The organism is Ferrovibrio sp. (assembly GCF_002796975.1).
In the GTDB taxonomy this organism is placed as follows: domain Bacteria; phylum Pseudomonadota; class Alphaproteobacteria; order Ferrovibrionales; family Ferrovibrionaceae; genus Ferrovibrio.
Map to the genome: position 1 here is coordinate 78,458 of NZ_PEKV01000014.1, position 17,276 is coordinate 95,733.

Annotated in this window: 15 protein-coding genes and 1 pseudogene; 11 read left to right on the forward strand and 5 right to left on the reverse strand. The window is 65.6% G+C overall.

Features of this window, described 5'->3' with window-relative positions:
* Positions 1–63: 63 nt before the first annotated feature.
* Both CTR53_RS16785 and cueR read left to right on the forward strand, forming a co-directional pair.
* The gene (locus CTR53_RS16785) at positions 64–2,541 is read left to right on the forward strand and encodes a heavy metal translocating P-type ATPase (RefSeq protein WP_290816023.1); all 2,478 of its coding nucleotides are present in this window, start codon (positions 64–66) and stop codon (positions 2,539–2,541) included.
* Positions 2,538–2,957, forward strand: a complete 420-nt coding sequence (cueR, locus tag CTR53_RS16790) for a Cu(I)-responsive transcriptional regulator (RefSeq protein ID WP_290816026.1) — start codon at positions 2,538–2,540, stop codon at positions 2,955–2,957. Before CTR53_RS16785 ends, cueR begins: the two co-directional genes overlap by 4 nt.
* A 96-nt stretch (positions 2,958–3,053) precedes the next feature.
* On the opposite strand, the gene CTR53_RS16795 is transcribed toward cueR, so the two are convergent.
* Positions 3,054–3,698 (reverse strand): outer membrane beta-barrel protein, encoded by a 645-nt coding sequence (locus tag CTR53_RS16795; RefSeq protein WP_290816029.1) that lies wholly within the window; start codon positions 3,696–3,698, stop codon positions 3,054–3,056.
* A gap of 237 nt (positions 3,699–3,935) precedes the next feature.
* Here CTR53_RS16795 and CTR53_RS16800 point away from each other — a divergent pair, with 237 nt between their 5' ends.
* Complete coding sequence (locus tag CTR53_RS16800; protein ID WP_290816032.1) at positions 3,936–4,241, forward strand: (2Fe-2S) ferredoxin domain-containing protein; 306 nt, start codon at positions 3,936–3,938, stop codon at positions 4,239–4,241.
* Between the two features lie 11 nt (positions 4,242–4,252).
* Here CTR53_RS16800 and CTR53_RS16805 read toward each other — a convergent pair whose 3' ends face one another.
* Positions 4,253–4,597 (reverse strand): hypothetical protein, encoded by a 345-nt coding sequence (locus CTR53_RS16805; RefSeq protein WP_290816034.1) that lies wholly within the window; start codon positions 4,595–4,597, stop codon positions 4,253–4,255.
* 852 nt (positions 4,598–5,449) lie between these two features.
* A pseudogene (locus CTR53_RS16810) lies at positions 5,450–5,944 on the reverse strand (TIGR00645 family protein); the annotation flags it as partial.
* A gap of 219 nt (positions 5,945–6,163) precedes the next feature.
* Between CTR53_RS16810 and CTR53_RS16815 the strand changes: the two are divergent.
* Both CTR53_RS16815 and CTR53_RS16820 read left to right on the forward strand, forming a co-directional pair.
* Positions 6,164–7,807, forward strand: a complete 1,644-nt coding sequence (locus CTR53_RS16815; protein ID WP_290816040.1) for an MDR family MFS transporter — start codon at positions 6,164–6,166, stop codon at positions 7,805–7,807.
* Positions 7,808–7,924: 117 nt separating this feature from the next.
* Positions 7,925–9,175, forward strand: coding sequence for a glycoside hydrolase family 2 TIM barrel-domain containing protein (locus tag CTR53_RS16820; RefSeq protein ID WP_290816043.1), 1,251 nt, complete (start codon positions 7,925–7,927; stop codon positions 9,173–9,175).
* A 220-nt stretch (positions 9,176–9,395) separates the two neighbouring features.
* Here the strand turns inward: CTR53_RS16820 and CTR53_RS16825 are convergent, their stop codons facing one another.
* Together CTR53_RS16825 and CTR53_RS16830 are read right to left on the reverse strand one after the other, a co-directional pair.
* Positions 9,396–9,878, reverse strand: a complete 483-nt coding sequence (locus CTR53_RS16825; RefSeq protein WP_290816046.1) for a chemotaxis protein CheW — start codon at positions 9,876–9,878, stop codon at positions 9,396–9,398.
* A gap of 1 nt (position 9,879) precedes the next feature.
* On the reverse strand, positions 9,880–11,955 hold the full coding sequence (locus CTR53_RS16830; protein ID WP_290816048.1) for a methyl-accepting chemotaxis protein: 2,076 nt from the start codon (positions 11,953–11,955) through the stop codon (positions 9,880–9,882).
* A gap of 491 nt (positions 11,956–12,446) precedes the next feature.
* On the opposite strand from CTR53_RS16830, the gene CTR53_RS16835 reads away from it, so the two are divergent.
* From CTR53_RS16835 to CTR53_RS16860, 6 genes are all read left to right on the forward strand, one after another.
* Entirely contained in the window at positions 12,447–13,439 is a 993-nt protein-coding gene (locus CTR53_RS16835; RefSeq protein ID WP_290816051.1) for a Gfo/Idh/MocA family oxidoreductase, read from the forward strand.
* Positions 13,440–13,684: 245 nt separating this feature from the next.
* Entirely contained in the window at positions 13,685–13,864 is a 180-nt protein-coding gene (locus tag CTR53_RS16840; protein WP_290816054.1) for a DUF1328 family protein, read from the forward strand.
* A gap of 280 nt (positions 13,865–14,144) precedes the next feature.
* Complete coding sequence (locus CTR53_RS16845) at positions 14,145–14,399, forward strand: general stress protein (protein WP_290816170.1); 255 nt, start codon at positions 14,145–14,147, stop codon at positions 14,397–14,399.
* A gap of 174 nt (positions 14,400–14,573) precedes the next feature.
* On the forward strand, positions 14,574–15,110 hold the full coding sequence (locus CTR53_RS16850) for a sigma-70 family RNA polymerase sigma factor (RefSeq protein ID WP_290816057.1): 537 nt from the start codon (positions 14,574–14,576) through the stop codon (positions 15,108–15,110).
* A 72-nt stretch (positions 15,111–15,182) separates the two neighbouring features.
* Positions 15,183–16,139 carry an MBL fold metallo-hydrolase gene (locus CTR53_RS16855; RefSeq protein ID WP_290816059.1) on the forward strand — a complete coding sequence of 319 codons (957 nt, stop codon included), beginning with the start codon at positions 15,183–15,185 and terminating at the stop codon, positions 16,137–16,139.
* A gap of 124 nt (positions 16,140–16,263) precedes the next feature.
* Positions 16,264–17,274: an LLM class flavin-dependent oxidoreductase gene (locus CTR53_RS16860; protein WP_290816062.1), complete on the forward strand. Its 1,011-nt coding sequence runs from the start codon at positions 16,264–16,266 to the stop codon at positions 17,272–17,274.
* The last annotated feature ends 2 nt before the right edge of the window (positions 17,275–17,276 follow it).

Sequence of the window (17,276 nt, forward strand, 5' to 3'; positions counted from 1 at the left end):
CCTTCCCATGATGGGAAGCCTTATCTGTTCAGACGGCTCTGCCGTCTTATGAAAGTTCAGGTCATGTCGATCTCCCAAAGTCTCGATCTCCCGGTCGCCGGAATGAGCTGCGCCTCCTGCGCCGGCCGGGTGGAAAAGGCGCTGCGCGCCCTGCCCGGCGTCGCCAGCGCCAGCGTCAACCTCGCCTCTGAATCCGCGCATGTGATTTTCGAAGGACCTGCCACACCTGCTGGTGTCGTGCAGGCGGTGGAAAAAGCCGGCTATGCCGTGCCACAGGAGCGCTTTCATCTCGCCATCGAGGGCATGAGCTGCGCCTCCTGCGTTGGCCGTGTCGAGAAGGCGCTCGCTGCACTGCCGGGCGTTGCACAGGCCAGCGTCAATCTCGCCGGCGAAAGTGCCGAGGTGATCGCGCCGCGCGGCAGCCTCGATGCAGCATCTCTGATCGCCGCCGTGCGCAAGGCAGGTTACGAGGCGCGCCCTTTTGACGATGGCGCGACGGATGCCGCGCCGGCGATGGCGCAGCGCAGCGCCGAGGCAGCACGGCATCTGGCGCGCGAACGCAATCTCGCATTGCTGACGCTCGCGCTCGCCACGCCTTTCATTGGCGGCATGATCGCCAGCCTGCTGGGGCATCACCAGCTGATGCTCTCGCCGCTGGCGCAGTTCCTGATCGCGACGCCGGTGCAGTTCCTGCTCGGCTGGCGCTTCTACCGCGCCGGCTGGGGCGCGTTGCGTGCCGGCACCGGCAATATGGATCTGCTGGTGGCGCTCGGCACCACGGCGGCCTGGGGCCTCAGCACCTGGCTGTGGATCGCGGCGCTGCCGCATATCGAACACGGAGTGGTACCGCATCTCTATTATGAAGGCTCGGTCGCCATCATCGCTTTCGTGCGGCTCGGCAAATGGCTGGAGGCACGCGCCCGCGGCCAGACCGCCGCGGCGCTGAAGGCATTGCTGCAGCTGCGGCCGGCAACTGCGCGGCGCCGCAAGGCTGATGGCAGTGAGGAAACCGTCGAGACTGCAGTGTTGCAGCCGGGCGACATCCTGCTGCTGCGCGCCGGCGAGGCTTTTGCCGCCGATGGGATCGTGATCGAAGGCCATGGCAGCGTCGATGAAGCGATGCTGACGGGCGAATCCCTGCCGGTCGAGAAGCAACCGAATGATGTCGTGCGCGCCGGCACGATCAACCGCGATGGATTACTGGCGGTGCGGATCGAAGCCACCGCCGGTGAAACCATGCTGGCGCGCATCCTGCGCCTGGTGGAAAGCGCCCAGGCCAGCAAGCCGCCGGTGCAGCAGCTGGTCGACCGTATCAGCAGCATCTTCGTGCCCGTCGTGCTGTTCGTCGCACTGGTCACCTTCACGCTGACGCTCACGCTGGGCGGGATTGGCAGCGGCGGCGGCAATGTCGAGACGGCACTGCTGCATGCGATTGCCGTGCTGGTGATCGCCTGCCCCTGCGCGCTCGGCCTCGCCACGCCGGCCGCATTGATGGTCGGCACCGGCGTCGCGGCGCGTCACGGCATCCTGATCCGTGACTCAGCCGCGCTGGAGCAGGCGCGCGATCTGCGGCTGGTCGCTTTCGACAAGACCGGCACGCTGACCGAAGGCAAACCGGTGGTGGCGGCCCTGCATGCCATGGAGGGCGATGATGCCGCGCTGCTGCGTCTTGCCGCTGCCCTGCAGGCGGGTTCGCAGCATCCGCTGGCGGCGGCCATCCGCGCCAAGTTCGAGAACCGCGCCAGTGATATCGACCTGCCGCCGGTGCAGGACTTCCGCGATTTCGCCGGCCGCGGCATCTGCGGCACGGTAGACGGCCGTCATCTTCTGCTTGGCAATGCGCGGCTGCTGGTCGAACACGGCGTCGATAGTGCGTCGTTGCGCGCCTTTGCCGATGACCAGGCAGCCCTTGGCCGTACGGTGTCCTGGCTCGCGGATGACGACAGCAAGCAGCTGCTCGGGCTTTTCGCCTTCGGCGACGAGCCCAAGGCGACGGCAGCCGCGGCGATCGCACGGCTGAAACGGATGGGCCTGCGCGTCGCCATGCTGTCGGGCGACAGTCCTGCTGCGGCCAGCGCAGTGGCGGCCCGGCTCGGGATCGACGAGGTGCGCGCCAGCCTGCTGCCGGAAGACAAGTCGAAGGTGCTGGCGGAATTGCGGCAGGCCGCCGGCGGCGATGTCGCCATGGTCGGCGACGGCGTCAACGATGCGCCGGCGCTGGCGGCGGCCGATCTCGGCATTGCGATGGGGGGCGGCACGGATGCTGCGATGCAGACCGCCGGGGTCACGCTGATGCGCGGCGATCCGCTGCTGGTCGCCGATGCGATCCAGATTGCGCGCGCGACCGATACCCGCATCCGCCAGAATCTCGCCTGGGCCTTTGGCTACAATGTGGTCGGCATTCCGCTCGCCGCCTTCGGCCTGCTCGATCCGGTGCTGGCCGGTGCGGCGATGGCGCTGAGTTCGGTGTCGGTGCTGACCAATGCGCTGCTGCTGCGGCGCTGGCGGCCCACAGCTATTCGTCAGGAGGTACGGCCGTGAATATCGGGCAGGCGAGCAGCCATTCCGGCGTCAGCGCCAAGATGATCCGCTATTACGAAAGCATCGGCCTGATGCCCGAAGCTGGCCGCACGCAGGCGGGCTATCGCGTCTACAGCGAACGCGACGTGCATCTGCTGCGCTTCGTGCGCCGTGCGCGCGATCTCGGCTTCGCGCTGGAAGATATCCGCATGCTGCTCGGCCTGTGGCAGGACGATGCACGGCCGTCCGCTGCCGTGAAGGAGATCGCGCTCAAGCATATCGACGAGTTGACGCGCAAGATCGCCGAACTGCAGGCGATGAAACGCAGCCTGCAGCATCTCGCCGAAGCCTGTCACGGCGACGACCGGCCCGATTGCCCCATTCTTGATGACTTAGGCAGTCCCGGTTCGCGGGGCGACGAAGATCGCTGTCACTGAACCATAAAAAACGGCGGAGATTGCTCTCCGCCGTTCCGGCAAAGCGGCCGTGGGCTGGCCCCCCGCTTTACACGGCCATCCTCCGCCCGTGGTGGTTCAGAACCAGCTGCGGAAGCCGATGCGGGCGACATGCTGGGTGCTGTCGTCCAGCCCCTGCGCGCCGTCGTTGATCCACTGGTAGCGATAGCTCGGCACGATCTCCAGGCCATCGGACACCTTGTAGGCAACGCCGGCTTCGCCGAAGGCCGTGAAGTCGGTGGCGTTGCCGTCGTTGCCGCCGAGTGTCGAACCGTTCGCAGTGACCGCGGCGCGATCCTGGCGCTGGTGCACGATGCCGGCGCCGCCGCCGAAATACGGCGTCAGCGGCGTGCCGGTGGCGATGTCGTAATAGGCCGCACCGGTCAGCGAATACTGGTCGGTGTCGCCGCCGACGCCGGCACTGCCGCCATTGGCGCTGTAGCGTTCATTGTCGATATTGCCATAGCCGAGTTCGCCTTCGAGGCGCAGGTTGTTGCGGAAGCGATGGCCATACTGGGCCGAGATGCCATAGCCCTGGTCGCGTTCCAGCGTGCCGCCGCCGGAGCGGTCGGTATCCCGCGGCATCAGATAGCCGCCGGTGATGCCGGCGTAAGAGCCGTAATTCAGCTTGTTCTCCTGGGCCTGCGATGCAGGGGCCAGTGCGGTGGTAGCGAGCAGTGCAGCCGCAGATGCGGCGAGGATGGTCGGGGCGAGGCGGATCATGGGTATCGACTCCTGTACCAAGTTTGACGAGGCGGGGTGCCGCCCTGTTGTGCTGTCTGGTGCAGCCGGGCGGGCGCTGGATAAATGGAACCTGCTTCAGGGCAGAAACATGGCAACTGACGCCGATCCGTCACGACAAGCTTGGCCATGGTATTTTCGCAACAGTCGCTTGAGCGAAGCGTGGCAGTGTCCTAAGTCAGAAGCCCCTGATCGTCCGTTCTTTTCCGGTCCTCCTTCATGTCGTCGAAAAAATACATCCTCGAACCTGCAGAGCAGCCGTGGTCGACCGCGCTGGTGCTGGTGTGTTCGGAATGCGACGGCGGCCATGGCGTGGAGCTGACACAGAAGCTGAAGGACAGCGTGAAGGCGGCGGGCCACAAGAAAGATGTGCGGGTGGCGCGCGTGCGCTGCCTTGGCATCTGCCCGAAGCGCGGCGTGGCCGTCACGGTGACCGCTGCAGAGCGCGGGGCCTGCAGTTATGTGGTGCAGGGCAGGGACAGCGACGCGGTCGCAGCGCTCTGCGACACTATCTTGCCCAAGTAGAATCTTCGGCGTTAACGCGCCAGGGTAATACGGTAAAGCCGCAGACCGCGCGCCGGAATGCTGTCGCGGAACAGGCCGCGCTCCGGATCGGCCGTGACAGGCGCGGCATCGTCGACGCGGTTCAGGCTGCGGATCGCGCGCGCAAAGCCGATGCGGAACTCTTCGGCCTGCGCGCCTTCATTCAGCAGGATCAGCAGCAGGCCGTCATCCCCGGCCGGCTTCAGCAGGCTGCGCAACCGCGGCGGTGTCTCGCGGGCATGGCGTTCGATCCGCGTCGCGACCGTGTAGCGATCCGGCGCATCGGGCTGCAGCAGCGCCGGCACCAGTCGCGCGATGCGGCGGTTGAGCTGGGTCACCGCGCTCCACAGCCGGCGCGCGGCGGCGACATCGCCGGGCGTGGCCTTCAGTGCCGGCAGGCCGGCGCCGGTCTGGATGCCGTAATCCGATTGCGGCGCCGGCGCGATGCCNNCATCAGCGCAGCGAAGGCCATCACCTGTGCTTCATCCGGATCGGGCAGCGTTTCGCCATTGCCGGTGTGTGCGCTGGCCGGCAGCAGGGCCCAGACTGGACGGCCGTGGTGCCGTCGCACACTGCGCGCAAAAGCTTCGCGGCCTTCCGCCGTAGAGCCGTTGGGGCCACGTGGCATCGCCACCACTGCGATGTCGCTGGCATCCAGCAAAGCCGCATGCTGCAGCCTGCCCCAGTTGTCCGGTGTCGCGCGCAGCAGCTGCAATCTGGAACCGTCGGCCGCGGCCAGCTGGGCTTCCAGCGGCTGCTCGGGATCGGCGGTGACGGAATTGAAGTCGGCCATCAGCACGGTGTTGAAGCCGCGTCCGGAACCGCGGCTGTAGTCGACCAGCGCGCCGCTCAAAGCCAGCGGAAAGAACGAGCGCGCGACATCGTAGCCCGGCAGGATGTCGCCCTCGCGCGAGGCCTGCGGCACTGTCTCGGGATGCGGGCTCTGCACCGCACCATCCAGCGGTGCGTAATCGGCAAAGCGATCGCTGGCACAGCCGGCGAGTGCAAAAGCCAGGACGCCGAGCAGCACAGCCATCATGCTGCGCGGCTGCATGATGTTATGACGTCCTGCCGCTGTCCCTGCGGCCCGGCCTGTCGTCATGCGGCCTGTCGTCATGCTCGATCACCGTGCCGTCCTTCACATCGGTATCCTGCGGGATATGCGGATCCTTGCCGTGGCCTTCGGCGGATTCCGTCAGGCGGTCCATCAGCGCGAGCAGTACGCCGGAGACCACGAAGGTGAGATGGATGCCGACCAGCCAGGCCAGTTCGGTATTGTCGCGATTTTCGATATTCATGAAGGCGCGCAGCAGCTGGATGGCCGAAATGGCGACGATGCTGGCCACCAGTTTCAGCTTCATGCCGGAATAGTCGATCTTGCCCATCCATTCGGGACGGTCCTTGTCATTGGCATGATCGATCTTGGAGACGAAATTCTCATAGCCGGAGAAGATCACCAGCAGCAGCAGGTTGCCGGCCAGCGACAGGTCGATCAGCGACAGGATCGAGAGCACCAGTTCCGCCTCGCTCATGGCGAAGACATTGGGCACGGCGTGGAAGAGTTCCTGCATGAACTTGACCAGCAGCAGGATCAGCGCCACGGCCCGGCCGAGATAAAACGGCGCCATGATCCAGCGGCTGGCAAACAGGGCGCGCTCGGTCACGCGTTCAAGGAACAGCAGCATGGCAGACTCCGGTCGGAACGGTGCCGCAGACGCTAACCGAAGCCGGGCGCGGGAACCAGCGTGTGCTGAACCAATTACCGAACTTGGTTTCTGCGCCGGCCAGCGCATTCCGCCTTGTCAGCCCCGTGGCACGGGGCTAGGTAGACGTCGCACGACCGTTTCCGGCGCCGCAGCCTCCCGCACCCTGCCTCTGGCGCGCCGCCCTGCCCGTTGAGCGTCATGACACCGTCATCTGCTGCAGTCTCCCCCGAGGCTGGCCCGCCTGTTTTCAGCCACCAGGAAAAGATCGTCATCATTGCCGGGCTGACACTCGGCATGTTCCTGGCCGCGCTGGAGCAGACCATCGTCACCACCGCGCTGCCGGGCATCGCCGCCGAACTGAAGACCGCCGAACATATGTCCTGGGTGGTGTCGGCCTATCTGCTGACCTCGACCGCGGCGACGCCGATCTACGGCAAGCTGTCCGATCTCTACGGCCGCAAGCTGATGCTGCAGACGGCGATCGGGATTTTCCTGATCACCTCGCTGCTCTGCGGCCTGGCCCAGACGATGACCGAGCTGATCGTCTATCGCGCCCTGCAGGGCCTGGGCGGCGGCGGTCTGCTGGCGATGGCGCATGCCACCGTCGCCGATGTGGTCAGCCCGCGCGAACGCGGCCGTTATCAAGGCTATATCGCCGCCGTCTTCGCCGTCGCCAGTGTCGCCGGCCCGGTGCTGGGCGGCGTGTTCACCGCGCATCTCGGCTGGCAATGGATCTTCTGGATCAACCTGCCGTTCGGGCTGGCCGCGCTGATCGCGGCGGAACGCACGCTCAAGCGCCTGCAGGTCAAACGCCTGCGTCACAAAATCGACTATGCCGGCGCGGTGCTGATCGTCTCGGCGGTCTGCTGCATCCTGCTGATCACCACGATGGGCGGTAACGACGTCGCCTGGAATTCGCCGGTCATCCTCGGCCTTGGCCTTGCCGCGGTGCTGCTGTTCGCCCTCAGCATCTGGCAGGAACGCCGCGCACCCGAGCCGATCCTGCCGCCGCGGCTGTTCCATAACCGCAATTACGTGATCGCGATGGCGGCCAGCGTGCTGCTCGCCATGATCATGATCGGCGGCCTGGTCTTCATGCCGCTGTTCCTGCAGCTGGTCTACCGCCTGCCGGCCGACCAGGCCGGACTGCTGATGATCCCGCTGACCCTTACGGCTGTGGGCGGTGCGCTGACCGCCGGCCAGCTGGTTATGCGCACCGGCCGCTACAAGCATTTCCCGCTGATCGGTCTCGCCCTGCAGGTGGCTGCCATGCTGCTGCTCGGCACGGTCAACGCCGCGACGCCGCACTGGCTCAGCGCCCTCTATATGGGCCTGTCCGGCTACGGCATTGGCCTGTTCATGCCGGTGATGCTGATCTCGGTGCAGAACTCGGTCGAGATGCGCGACCTCGGCGTCGGCACGGCCTCGGTCTCCTTCTTCCGCTCGATGGGCGGCTCGTTCGGCGTGGCGCTGTTCAGCGCGGTGCTGATCGCCATGCTCGACCGGCTGATCGCGGCGCTGCCGGGCACCGCCGTGCTGGGTCCGCATCCGGCCGCGCAGCTGCTGCGCGACGGTCCGGATGCGCTGGCGTCCACGCCGGCCGCCCTGCGCGACGGCGTCGCGCTCGCCATGACCGATGCTTTCCAGGTCGTGTTCTGGCTCGCCGCCGGCATCGCGGCGCTGGCGATGGTGATCGTCGTTTTCCTGCGCGAGATTCCGCTGCGCACCGGCGCGGCCGCGTCCGGCGTCTCGCCGGCCGCCAATCTTTCAGAAGCGGAACGGGCGGTTGCCACGGTGGAGAAAACCAGTCCCGGCACCAGCGTCGCTGCGCCCGCGGACTAACCTCGCTGTGATCATCTGGGGGGATTACGGTGCGCGACGAGGCTTATCCACACCGGAGATCACCCTGCGGCTTCAAAGCGCTTGCATGGGCCGGGGCTTCCCGGCATGAGTCTCGCCATGCTCCGCACCGCCTTTGCCGCTTCCCTGTTCATGCTGTCCCTCGCCGCCGCGCTGCTGGCCGCCGCGCCATCTGCCGTGGCCGCCACGGTGGAGGTGCATGGCGATGCCATCCTGGTCGACGGCAAACCCTTTGCCGTGGTCGGCGCGGCCGGGCAGACGCGTTTCGGCCTGCTCAAGCAGCTCGGCGCCACGACAGTCCGGACCTACGGCGATGAGACGGGGTTCGTGCTGGATGAGGCGCAGAAGGCCGGTCTGAAGGTGATCGCCGGCTTCTGGCTCGAACATCCGCGCCGTGGCTTCAACTATCGCGATCTCGCCCAGGTCGGGCCGCAGCTGCAGCGCCTCACCGAATTCGTCAACCGGTACAAGACCCATCCCGCGCTGCTGATGTGGGGTCTGGGCAACGAGGTCGAGGCCGATGTCGCCGACGACGCGCATGTCTGGACCGGCATCGAGGAAGCAGCGAAACTGGTGCGCCGGCTCGATCCGCAGCATCCGACACTGGCGGTGCTGGCCGAGACCGGCACCGACAAGGTGACGCGCTTCCGCCGCCATGCGCCCAGCGTGCAGGTGCTCGGCATCAACTCCTACGGCGAGGCGCTGCCCTCGCTGCCCGACCGCGTGCGCGCGCAGGGCTGGAAGGGTCCGCTGATCGTCACCGAGATGGGGCCGCTCGGCCAGTGGCAGGCGCCGCGCACGCCCTGGGGCGCCGCGATCGAACCGAGCAGCGATGAGAAGGCGGCGATGCTGTCGCGCTGGTTCAGCGCGCTGCAGCCCAAGGTGCAGGGCTATATCGTTTTCTACTGGGGCCAGAAGCAGGAAGTGACGCCGACCTGGCACAGCCTGTTATTGCAGGGCGGTGAATATACCAGAACGGCCGAGGCGATGGCGGCGGCCTGGGGCGGCAACACACCGCAGGGCAATCGTTCGCCGCGCATCGCACTGTTCCGGCTGCCGCAGGGCAATGAATGGAACCGCGACCAGACGATGCGCGCCGAAATCGCCGTCGACGACCCCGATGGCGATCCCTTCGGCGTGGTCTGGCAGGTGATGGCGGAAAGCACCGACCTGAAAACCTATGGCGATGCCGAACAGGCGCCGCCGGTCTTTCCGCAGGCGATCCGCGAGCCGGGCCCGAAGGGCGTCACCATCGCGGGGTTGCAGCCCGGCAACTACCGCCTGTTCGTCACCGCGCGCGACGGCAAGGGCGCGGCCGCGACGGCGAACCTGCCGTTCCGGGTGAAGTGACGCGCAAAGCGCGTCATCCTCGGGCTTGACCCGAGGATCCCATTTTATTGTGGGTGTCTGGAAATGGGATGCCCGGATCAAGTTCGGGCATGACAATACAATAGAAGAATAAAAAAGGGCGGGCGCCGTAACCTGACGCCCGCCCACTGGATGCCGTACTCAAACTGAACTGTACTCTGCAACTCTAATCTTACGCTACTCGTGTACTGACGCACTCTACTCAGGCGGCATCCAGCAATGGGGTTTCAATATCGCTGCCTGGGGCATTGAGCGCCGCAACAGTGCGCCCTTCCACCAGACGGTCGAGATCAAGCAGCGACACCATGTGTTCGCCGCGTGTCGCCAGCGCGGTGAGGAAGCCGTGTTCGGCATCCGCCACCGTATCGGGCACCGGCTGCAGGTCGGTCTCGTCCAGCGACACGATGTCGGAGACCGCGTCGACCAGCAGGCCGTAGATGCCGGCGCGCGCCTCCACGATGATCACCACATGGTTGGCGGTCGGCGGCGTCGCTTCGGCATGGAGCCGGATGCGCAGGTCGAAGATCGGGATCACCTGGCCGCGCAGGTTGATCACGCCGCGCACGCCGCCCGCCGTATTGGGCAGCGGCGTTTCCTTCGTCCAGCCGCGGATTTCGCGCACGCTCAGGATATCGACGCCGTAATCCTGGGCGGCGATGGCGAAGGTGAGATATTCGCGCTGCATCTCAGAATTCCTCCCAGGTGTCGTCGTCGGCTTTCAGCGCGGTGTTGCCGGCGACCTGCGGCCGCTGGCGGGCAGCGGGTTTCGCGACCACCGGCTTTGCAGCCGGCTTCACGGCCACCGGCGCCGTCCGGGCGGCGGTGTTGCTGTTCGCCGAGACCGGTTCACCGGTGCGGAAGAAGCCGACCAGCCCGTTCAGCTCATGCGCCTGGCCCGACAGGGCCTGCGCCGCTGCTGAGGTTTCCTCCACCAGTGCGCCGTTGCGCTGCGTGGTCTCGTCCATGCTGGCGACCGCGGTGTTGATCTGGTCGAGACCGGTGGCCTGCTCGCGCGAGGCCGCCGCGATCTCGGCGACGATATCGGCCACCTTCTTCACGGCATTGACGATCTCGTCCAGGCTTGAACCGGTCTGCTGCACCAGGCCGGCGCCGCTGCGCACCTGCGTATTCGACTCCTGGATCAGGCCCTTGATGTCCTTCGAGGCCGAGGCCGAGCGCTGGGCGAGTGCGCGCACTTCCTGCGCCACCACGGCGAAGCCCTTGCCGGCTTCGCCTGCCCGCGCGGCCTCAACGCTGGCGTTAAGGGCAAGCAGATTGGTCTGGAAGGCGATCTCGTCGATCAGCCCGACGATATCGCTGATCTTCTGCGCGCTCTGCTCAATGCCGTTCATGGCGGTGACGGCATCGGTGACGATCCGCCCACCCTTCTCGGCGGTGATCCGCGCCGCACCGGCCAGCTGGTTGGCAGCCTGCGCATTGTCGGCATTCTGCTTCACGGTGGCGGTGATCTCGTGCATCGAGGCGGCGGTTTCTTCAATCGAAGCGGCCTGCGATTCCGTGCGCTGGGCCAGATCCTGGCTGCCCGCAGAGATTTCGCCCGAGGCATCGCGCACTGCCGAAGAGGCGTTGCGCAGCCGGCCGGCGAAGTCCTTCAGGGTTCCGGCCATGCGGTTGACGCTGTCCTTCAGCGAACCGAACACGCCGGCATAGTCGCCCTCCACATGCTTGGTCACATCGCCATCGGCCAGCGCCGAGGTGATGGTGGCCAGTTCGTTGGTCATGGCCTGCAGCATGCCGGCCAGGCCGTTCAGCTTCTGGCTCATGGTCAGCAGGAAGCCGTCCTTGTCGCCCTCGTTCAGGCGCTTCTCCAGATTGCCGGCGGCCATGGTGTCGCAGAGATCGGAGATTTCTGCGATGGCGGCGCGCTCGCGGGCTTCGCGGGCCTCGCGTTCGGCGGTCTGCCTCTGGCGGTCGGCCTCGATCTGGGCCTCGGCTTCGGCGCGGGCCACCATGTTGTCCTTGAACACCTGCACGGTCCTGGCCATCGCGCCAATCTCGTCGCTGCGCTGCGCGCCGTCGACGGCCACTTTCAGGTCGCCATCGGCCAGCTTGCCCATGGTGCCGGTGATGCGCGTGATCGGGCGAGTGATGGTCAGCACGACGATCAGCCCGGCGAGCACGATGGCGGCCAGCAGACCGATGGCGGTGGCCCAGATCATCGCCGGGCGCTGGGTGTTATAGAATTCGGTCAGCGTGGCATTCATGCCGTCGACGGCCTTGGAGTTGCGGTCCGCGGCACCGCGCAGGGTGGCGACAACGTCGTCGCGCTGCTTCTGCACGCCCGGCGCGCGGCCAATCGCCTTGGCGGCCTCCGAGCCGCCTTCCGCCGCGGCCACGGCGAGCGCGCGGCGATTGGCGAAATAGGACTGCAGCGGCGTCTTCACGCCATCGTTGAAGGATTGCCGGGTTTCCGCCGGGATCACGGCTTCCCAGTGTGTCAGAATTTCCTCGATCGTGCGGATCTCGACTTCCATCGTCGCGACATGCTTGCTCAGTTCGGCACCGCTGGTGGCGGCATAGATGTCGAGCGTGATGGCGCGGGTATTGATGATATGGCCGAGCACGCGCTGGCTGGTCAGCGCGCGGTCGGACAGCGAGGACATCTGGTTGCTCTGGGTTTCGTAGCGATCCATGGAGAAGACGCCCATCCAGCCGATGCCGGCGGTGAGCAGCGCCATGATGGCGATGACGAGATAAATCCGGGGGCCGATTTTCAGCCAAGAGAACAGGCGGCGACGCATGGCAAAAGTCTCCTATGCGCGCGGGCGGCATGGCCCGGGCGGCGTTCGAGTCCGTTTCTGGAACAGGGACCGCTGCGCTCATGGCGATGCCGGTAGCACTGCATCGGCGCGGCAACGGTCGTGGAGACTTCCCCTTCCCGCGGGAAAGCGCCGCGAAACTCAACGCTGCGGCGAGGTGGTTATGCCGCATACGGCTATTTGTTGCACTTGCAAAGAACGTCTTGCGGGTATGCGAATACCACATGGCTTTGTAAGCAGGTTATGCGAGGAAAATATTTCGCGGATATCTAGTAATTTTTAAGTGGCGTGTCCGGCCTGAATGTGCGTAGAGGTTGAAGATCCTCCGGCGTCTCAGCACGGTCGTTCGCCCGGGTGAGGGTAGATAACGGCACTTCTGGCGCTCGAACCAATTCGCATGGACCACTGGGATGCCGCATATAATGCGCCGCCCCTATGGGCGTGCGTCAAACAGTTCATCAGAAAGTCTCTGCATGTCGTCCGCTTCCGTCCGTCTCGGCTTCATCGGTTACGGCATCATGGGCGAGCGCCTGCTGCGCGCCGCGCTGAACCACGATCCGGCGGTGCTGACCGTGGCCGGCGTGTGGGATCCGTCCGCGCCGGCAATGGCACGATTGAAGTCGGACTTGCCGCAGGTGATGCAGCACGCTTCATCCGATGCGGTGACCGCGGCCAGCGACTGTCTCTACATCGCCTCGCCGCCGGCCTCGCATCTGACCTATGCACGCGCCGCCTTTGCCAAAGGGCTTGCGGTCTTCTGCGAGAAGCCGCTCGCCGTCGACGTCGCGGATGCCGACGCCTTCGTGGCGGAAGCGCAGAAGAGCAAGGCGCGCGGCGGGATCAATTTCCCCTTCGCCTCCTCCTTCGCGGTCGATCAGCTGCGCGAATGGATGGCTGAGGGCGTGACGGGCGATGTGCAGCGTATCGATATCGAGATCGGTTTCGCTGCCTGGCCGCGGCCCTGGCAGGTCGATGCGGTGAACTGGCTGGATGCGCGCGCGCAGGGCGGTTTCACGCGCGAAGTGGGATCGCATTTCCTGTTCCTGGCGCGGCGCTTGTTCGGGCCGCTGAGTCTGCAATCGCACAGCGTTGCATATCCGGAGGCCGGCAAATCGGAGCGCAGCATCGCCGCCGCGCTCACCGCCGGCAGCCTGCCGGTCAGTCTCAGTGGCGTGGTCGGCGAAACCGACAAGCCGGATCACAATATCTTCCGCATCAGCGGCCCGAACGGCGCGATCCGCCTGCGCGACTGGTCGATTGCGGAAAAGCAGGAGAAGGACGGCAGCTGGCGCGAGGCGCCGGATGCCCTGCCGAACGAGAAAATGCGTCCCCTGGTGCTGAAACGCCAGCTCGACAAGGTGGCGGCACTGACCCGCGGTGCCGGAGAGGAGTCTGGCCAGGATCTGGCAAAGCTTTCGGAAGCCGCCGAAGTGCAGCGCATGGTCGAAACCATCCTCAAGGGCTGATCCCGCGGCTGATCACAGCCTCGTTTCGCTCTGTTTCAGGCGGAAAACCGCGCAATTTTATGTTGCGCCACGGCTGCCCTGTGACATTCCCTGTCACAGCTTTCTCGCGGTTTTCTAGCGGTTCGCCGCTGAACCGAACCCGCGCCAGCCCGTTTCATTCCCGACTGCACGGCCGGTGCAGGCTCCCAGCGCCCTTCCCCCACGTGATCGGGGCCTGCACCGGCCAATCAGAAAGGAGAGCCGACATGCTCTATTGGGCCCTGATTTTCTTCGTTCTGGCGCTGATTGCCGGTCTGTTCGGGTTTGGCGGTATTGCCGCGGCCTCGGCCAGCATCGCCCAGGTTCTCTTCTTCATCTTCCTGGTGGTCTTCGTGGTCAGCCTGATCGCGCATCTGATCACCGGACGCCGGCCCCCGACGGTCTAGCGGCCCCCAGTTTACCAGTGCGCGTATCTTTTCCTCTGTAGGTCCTTCCCCCCAACTCGGCGGATGTTTCGACATCCGCCAATTTTTTTGCCCGAATTTTATCTTCGGGCGGCTTTTGACCCTGCCGAAGCGGAACAGGCGGGCCTCTGAGGTGTTTGGACTGGGTCAAGAGAGATGGAAAAGGAGGACCGACATGGCTGAGAACCCGAATTCCCCGCCGTATCAGCACGGCCCGTCCCAGACGGGTCAGCCCTATGGTGCCCAGACCAACGGGGAAGGGATGCCACAAACCGAGACGCGTCCACAGGACGCGCCCAAACGGTCGGGCCGTGGTTTCGCCGCGATGGATCCGGAGCGCCAGCGCGAGATTGCGCGCAAGGGCGGCCGTTCGGTACCGGACGAGAAACGCAGTTTTTCGCAGAACCGGGAACTGGCGGCAGCCGCCGGCCGCAAGGGCGGCCAGGAGAGCGGCGGCAACTTCGCGCATGACCGCGAACGTGCCGCAGCCGCCGGTCGCAAGGGCGGCCAGCACTAAACTCTCATCGCCTCATGAGACGCAGCGACGGCAAATCGTGGGAAACCGCGGTTTGCCGTTCTGCTGTGTGAAACACGCAGCAGCGCTGTGACAAGCGGCCCGCAACCGGAACCCCGCTGCGAAAGGGCCCGTTCGGTTGGATGTCAGTGCAGTGCATCCAAGCGATGAGGCGTTATGAATTTCGAGCGTTATTTCCGGTCGCATCTGGTGCGTGAGATGCCTGTGGTGCGGCGTTGGTCTTATGTCCTGTGCCGCAATCCCAGTCTGGCCGAGGACATGATGCAGGAAACCCTGGTCAAGGCCTGGGCCAATCGCAGCAGCTTCGCGCGCGGCACCAACATGCGGGCCTGGCTCTATCGCATCCTGCGCAACACCTATTTCAATCATCTGCGCCAGCGTCGCCGCGAAGTGCCCGATCCCGATGGCGCGCTGACGGCCATGTTGCGCGTGCCGGCGGCGCAGACCGGCAAGATCGAGCTGCGCGAGGTGACGGAAGCCATGCAGGATCTGTCGCCGGCACAGCGCGAGGCGATGATCCTGATCGGCGCGCAGGGCATGTCCTACAAACAGGTGGCGCGGCTGCAGCGCGTGAATATCGGCACGGTGAAAAGCCGGCTGGCGCGGGCGCGCCAGGCCGTGGCGCGCATGATGGGCTATGACTCGGTCAGCAGCCGCGGCGATACCTTCGGCGACATGCAGTCGCGGCATTGATAAGGCATTGCAGCGGGATTGGCGCATCCCCTATCCTGCCGGGATAAAAAGCCCGCCGGGAAGGAAACCAGCATGTCCGCCGCGCCCCAGTTTGCCTCGACCGCCGATCTGGAAGAAAAAGTTGTCAGCTTCACCCAGCTTGGCGAAGGGCTGTATGCGTTTACCGCACAGGGCGATCCCAATACCGGCGTGATTGTCGGCGACGATGGCGTGATGGTGATCGATACCCAGGCGACGCCGAAGATGGCGAACCAGGTGATCGAATATATCCGCAAAGTCACCGATAAGCCGATCAAGTATGTGCTGCTGACGCATTACCACGCCGTGCGCGTGCTCGGCGCCTCGGCCTACCGGCCGGAACAGGTGCTGGCCTCGGACGCCACGCGCAGCCTGATCGTGGAGCGCGGCAAGGAAGACTGGGATTCCGAATACGGCCGTTTCCCGCGGCTGTTCCGTTCGGCCGAAAGCATACCCGGCCTGACCTGGCCGACCATGACCTTCCCGCAGAAATTCACATTGTATATGGGCAAGCGCCGCGTCGAGATCATGCATCTCGGTCGTGGCCATACGGCCGGCGACACGGTCGCCTGGGTGCCCGATGCCGGTGTGCTGTTCTCGGGCGACCTGGTCGAATACCACTCCGCCTGCTATTGCGGCGATGCGCATTTCAAGGACTGGCCGAAGACGCTCGACAGGATCGGCGAGTTCAATCCGCGTGCCCTGGTGCCCGGTCGTGGCGATGCGCTGGGCAATCCGAAGGAGGTCAGCGACGGGTTGCAGCTGACCCGCGATTTCCTCACCACCTTGTATGGCTCGGTATCGGAATCGGCCGCGAAAGCCCTGCCGCTGAAGGAAGCCTTCGATCGCTGCAACGACGCGATGCGCCCGCGTTTCGGCAACTTCGCCATCTTCGATCACTGCCAGCCGTTCAATGTGGCGCGCGCCTATGACGAGGCGCTGGGCCTCGACCATCCGCGCATCTGGACGGCGGAACGCGACCAGCAGATGTGGGCGGCGCTGAACGGGTGATGACACCTATCTTCGTCGTTCCCGCGAAGGCGGGAACCCAGTTTGTCGGCCGCCTGGATCCCCGCTTTCGCGGGGATGACGAGAAAGAGTTGTCAGGGGTGCGGGGCTGTCCTAAATCGCTGCCATGACCCAGCCCGCGCTCCACCTTTCCGTCCTCGACCAATCCACCGTCTCGCATGGCACGCCGGAAGACCAGGCGATCCGCGACACCGTCAGCCTCGCGCAGCATACCGAGGCGCTCGGCTACAGCCGCTTCTGGATCGCCGAGCATCACAATCACGCCTCGATCGCCGGCTCCTCGCCCGAAGTGCTGCTGGCAGCATTGGCGATGAAGACCGAGCGCATTCGGCTCGGCTCAGCCGGCGTGATGCTGCCGCATTATTCCGCGCTGCATGTGGCCGAGCAGTTCCGCGTGCTGGATGCGCTGGCGCCCGGCCGCATCGATCTCGGTGTCGGCCGCGCGCCCGGATCAGACGGCCGCACGGCTTTCGCGCTCAATCCGCACAACGACCACGCCGACAATTTCCCCGCGCAGGTGCGCGACCTGCTGCATTGGGTCAACGGGTTGGAGATGCCGGAAGGCCACAACTTCCGCACCGTGACGGCGCATCCGATGAGCGAGGCTTCCGCGCCGGATGTCTGGATGCTGGGCAGTTCGGATTATGGCGCGCAGCTGGCAGCGCATTTCGGCCTGCCGTATTCCTTCGCGCATTTCATCACCGACGGACGCGGCGCCGGCCAGGCGCTCGATCTCTATCGCCGCAACTTCAAGCCCTCGCCGTTTTTGTCCGAGCCGAAAGCCAATCTCTGCGTCTGGGCGCTGGCGGCCGAAACCGAAGCGGAAGCGCGCCACTGGTTCCGCAGCCGCGCGCGCTGGCGCATCGACCGCAACCGCGGGAAACTTGGCCCGTTGCTGGCGCCCGATGATCTGCCGCCGTTCAGCCGTGACGAGGAAGTCGAAGTCGAGAATCTCTGGGCGCAATCCTATGCAGGCTCAGCCGCGCAGGTGGCGGAGAAACTGCGCAGGCTGGCGCAGGAGCAGGCGCTGGATGAGATCGTCATCCTGACCTGGACGCATAGCCGCGAGGTGAAGCGGCGTTCTTACGAATTGCTGGCGGCCGAATTTAACCTCTAGCC

What these genes read in the sequence shown, in the direction of transcription:
- CTR53_RS16815 (WP_290816040.1), top strand. Translation starts at nt 6,164, where the DNA reads ATGACACCGTCATCTGCTGCAGTCTCCCCCGAGGCTGGCCCGCCTGTT.
- CTR53_RS16785 (WP_290816023.1), top strand. Translation starts at nt 64, where the DNA reads ATGTCGATCTCCCAAAGTCTCGATCTCCCGGTCGCCGGAATGAGCTGC.
- CTR53_RS16830 (WP_290816048.1), bottom strand. Translation starts at nt 11,955, where the DNA reads ATGCGTCGCCGCCTGTTCTCTTGGCTGAAAATCGGCCCCCGGATTTAT.
- CTR53_RS16840 (WP_290816054.1), top strand. Translation starts at nt 13,685, where the DNA reads ATGCTCTATTGGGCCCTGATTTTCTTCGTTCTGGCGCTGATTGCCGGT.
- CTR53_RS16855 (WP_290816059.1), top strand. Translation starts at nt 15,183, where the DNA reads ATGTCCGCCGCGCCCCAGTTTGCCTCGACCGCCGATCTGGAAGAAAAA.
- CTR53_RS16860 (WP_290816062.1), top strand. Translation starts at nt 16,264, where the DNA reads ATGACCCAGCCCGCGCTCCACCTTTCCGTCCTCGACCAATCCACCGTC.
- CTR53_RS16800 (WP_290816032.1), top strand. Translation starts at nt 3,936, where the DNA reads ATGTCGTCGAAAAAATACATCCTCGAACCTGCAGAGCAGCCGTGGTCG.
- CTR53_RS16825 (WP_290816046.1), bottom strand. Translation starts at nt 9,878, where the DNA reads ATGCAGCGCGAATATCTCACCTTCGCCATCGCCGCCCAGGATTACGGC.
- CTR53_RS16820 (WP_290816043.1), top strand. Translation starts at nt 7,925, where the DNA reads ATGCTCCGCACCGCCTTTGCCGCTTCCCTGTTCATGCTGTCCCTCGCC.
- CTR53_RS16850 (WP_290816057.1), top strand. Translation starts at nt 14,574, where the DNA reads ATGAATTTCGAGCGTTATTTCCGGTCGCATCTGGTGCGTGAGATGCCT.
- CTR53_RS16795 (WP_290816029.1), bottom strand. Translation starts at nt 3,698, where the DNA reads ATGATCCGCCTCGCCCCGACCATCCTCGCCGCATCTGCGGCTGCACTG.
- CTR53_RS16835 (WP_290816051.1), top strand. Translation starts at nt 12,447, where the DNA reads ATGTCGTCCGCTTCCGTCCGTCTCGGCTTCATCGGTTACGGCATCATG.
- CTR53_RS16845 (WP_290816170.1), top strand. Translation starts at nt 14,145, where the DNA reads ATGCCACAAACCGAGACGCGTCCACAGGACGCGCCCAAACGGTCGGGC.